The sequence below is a fragment of the Endozoicomonas sp. SESOKO3 genome, from assembly GCF_024606255.1.
This window is the reverse complement of the sequence record NZ_JAHHPR010000365.1, coordinates 1-3,150: the sequence shown is the minus strand read 5'-3', so window position 1 is coordinate 3,150 and position 3,150 is coordinate 1. Positions and strand designations below refer to the sequence as shown.

Below are 3,150 nucleotides of genomic sequence, written 5' to 3'. Positions count from 1 at the left end.
TCGGATTCGCCCTGGCGTCGAGTCTCACTTTCGACTTTTTCATGAACGACAACAGAATGCTCACTCAATGGCTGGGTGGACCTCTTGGACGTAGTCTTGACAAAATTAATCGCTGGCGGGGCTTGGGTGAAACGGACGATGAGTATCTGAAACGTACCGCTGTTGCTCCACCCCAGGGCTTTCGTGAAACCAATGAAGAATATGCAAGCCGTGTCAGAGCAAACAACACGATGTATGGCTGGACTCGAGACGAAAATTATCTGCAGTTCCGTGAACGCCGTGACCGCACCATGAAGATGTTTGAAAATGGCTGGGAGAAATACTTCAAGGAAAATGTGCCTAAATGGTCATTCTCCCACGCAGAAAGTATTCCTTACTTCTACACTCTGGGTGCCTTCTACAAATGGCAATAAAGCGATGATAAGAGAGTTCCTGTACATGACAAGAGAAATATCGCTCAATCAGGCCTTCTGCCTGAAGTCGTGAAACCAACACAGGCAGATTTTGAGCAAGGTTAGGGTGACGATAAGGGTAGTAGAATGACATATACTCGTCTCAATGCATTAAGCCTTGCAGTGGCTGTTGCCATCAGCTCTTCCATCATGGTTACACAGGCACTGGCTGATCGCAGGCTGCTGACAAAGTTTGTTGGTATTCACGGCAATGGACGAGCGGAGCTGATCCAGAGTGAGGCCGTAGTTAAGCCGACTTTAGGTGATGACCAGCAGCCAATACCCAAATCCTTTACCACCACCTACCCAGATCCGGCTCCATTCAATGCAGACTTTGTCTTTCCTTCTTTCACAGACGTTCTTTCTGGCATCGACGCTGGTGTTGCCATTGTTGATCTGTTTGAAACAGACGAGAATGACGTTGCTCAGAAATACACCAAAATTTTGAAGGTGGCTGATGAGGGTGTCTTCAGGTTCACCCATAACCTTGAAGAAAGAGAACTGGTCATTGAAGTCAGGGCCGGAATGACCGATCAGGATTCAGTTGAGGCTGTGTTTGATCAAATGGATTGCATCGAACCTCTGGAGCCGTTGACAAAAATTGCCAGACCCGCACAACTGGCCGAAGTGCTCGAAGGTGCCGATCAAAGAGCAGGAAAACTCGGCACCCGTGACCACTATGTCGCCCTCGCTACCATTGAAGTAGAACAAGTTGAAGTGAATGGACGTACCTTCATGCGTCTTATCTCCGGAGGTGATCAGCCTCCTGAACTGAAGCGCCTGGGCCAATCGCTCTTCGTCAATGATGAGGCTCTCCTTGCAGCAGCCACCTCTGCCTACATTCAGGTTCATGTCCTGGGAGAGGATTTACAACAGCAGGCTCTTAATGAACTGTTAAAACACAGTAAACCCATCGGATATGTTGTGCACGTCGAAGATGATACTTATGCTTACCCTGTGCCTGAGGGCTATCCAAAGCTGGAAGTAAAAAAAACTCCGGGGGAGGTTATTGTTTTCCATGGTCAGTTGCAGTATCCGAATGATATCGCCTTTATAGAAAACCTCCATAAACTCCTGGAAAAAGCTGAGAACAATTATCCCGCTGAGGCACTAAAAACACAGATTAAAAGCTACGACACCAGAATCTACCAGTACGTTATTCGGAGCAGGCAGTTGGCACTGCTTGAGGAGTCAGCTGCACACTACGAACAACGCAAAACTGAATTCAAATTATATCCACTGGCCAGGCTTATATACTATGAATATCTCCGGCAGGCATTGACCAGTGCTACTCCGGACAATGACTATCAATTTGAATTCACATTTGGACACATCAAAGCGGTCTGGTCTGTCATCACGCCAACCTGGTTAAAGTTTCAACTCGAAAAACACTTCGGCTTCAAACCCGTAATTAGAGAGCTTCTGACTAATCAACGCTTTATTCAAACGTTCATGTCTGTTATTCGCTTTATCAGCAAAAAGGAGATCGGTCCTCCCGGGGTCGACGAACAGTTTGCTGACAAAGTGATTAGCGACATGATCAGGCAGCTGCCTGAAACGTATAAAAGACTGGAGGAGCTACAGACAAAAGAAGCCACAATCCTCCATATTAAAAATGAGTTGCAGCACTTATCGGCTACAGAAGTTACCAGTGAAGAGGAAAAACTCAAAGCACGACAAATAAACCAACGAATCGAGGATGAGCTTGTAAAGCTTCGTGTCGAACTGGAAGCCCTGGGAAACCGGGAACAGGATCTTCAGCAGGAAAGCAAACAAATTCCAGCCCTGGCACAACAACTTCGTGATGCCAGAAAGGCTTACTATTCTGAAAGAGCAACAAAGCTTGGCATAGGTGACTGGGATGATAACATGCCACCAGAAGAGCAAGCCAAACGCATCCGGGAGAAACTTAATGAAATCTTCAGAGCAGTTACCACAACAGGACAACCTGAGGAAGACACTGTAAAAATAAATCTGGCCACTATTGAAGGCCAACTCGGTATTGTTCCGGATAATGAAAATGATCTGGATGCCCGCTTTCAGTCCATTCAAAAGCATCTTCAGCAAAGCGCCAGCTCATACACCAGAAAAACAGCACATATCAAATCCCGCTATTTAGCCATTGCCTTACATTTGAAGATTCAGGATTTTGATATCCATGCAGATGTTCACGATCAGGAAAAATGCCTGCTTCAAAAAATTGAAGCAATGCATGCTCAAGAAGCAGTTCAACGCCAACAACTCAAGACAATGGATGATCAACTTGATAAACAGTATGCTTTCATCAAGGAGACAAAAGCCGTTCTGGCAGCGGCACTTGGTATTGATCTGATCGAAGACACTACACTGAAAGACCGCACAAGCCTGGAATCAATGCTGCGTAACAAACTCTATGATCTTTCAAAGCTGGAAAATGAACTGAACGACATCAAAACACCAGGCCACCCCAAAGTCATGCCTGAAGTACTTGAGAAACTGACTGCTGTGGAAAGTGTCCTGAATATAGATAACCTCGATACAGAGAACGATGTGCATTACCGTCGTGACGCCATTTCTAAAGAAATTCAGACATACATCAAAGAAACCGGACAGCGGGTAGAAGAAGAAGCTCTGGAGATGCTAATAGCCGTAGAAAAAGCACTTGAGATCAATGTCAATGAGGGTGATGACAAAGCAACAAGACTTGACAGGATTGAAA

At 45.7% G+C, this 3,150-nt stretch carries 2 protein-coding genes; both read left to right on the top strand.

Features of this window, described 5'->3' with window-relative positions; translation table 11 throughout:
• Positions 1-413 (top strand): hypothetical protein (locus tag KDK18_RS06495; protein WP_257254057.1); only part of this gene is annotated, 413 nt, incomplete at its 5' end.
• A gap of 126 nt (positions 414-539) precedes the next feature.
• The coding region (locus KDK18_RS06490; RefSeq protein ID WP_257254056.1) for a hypothetical protein at positions 540-3,150 on the top strand (2,611 nt) is incomplete at its 3' end.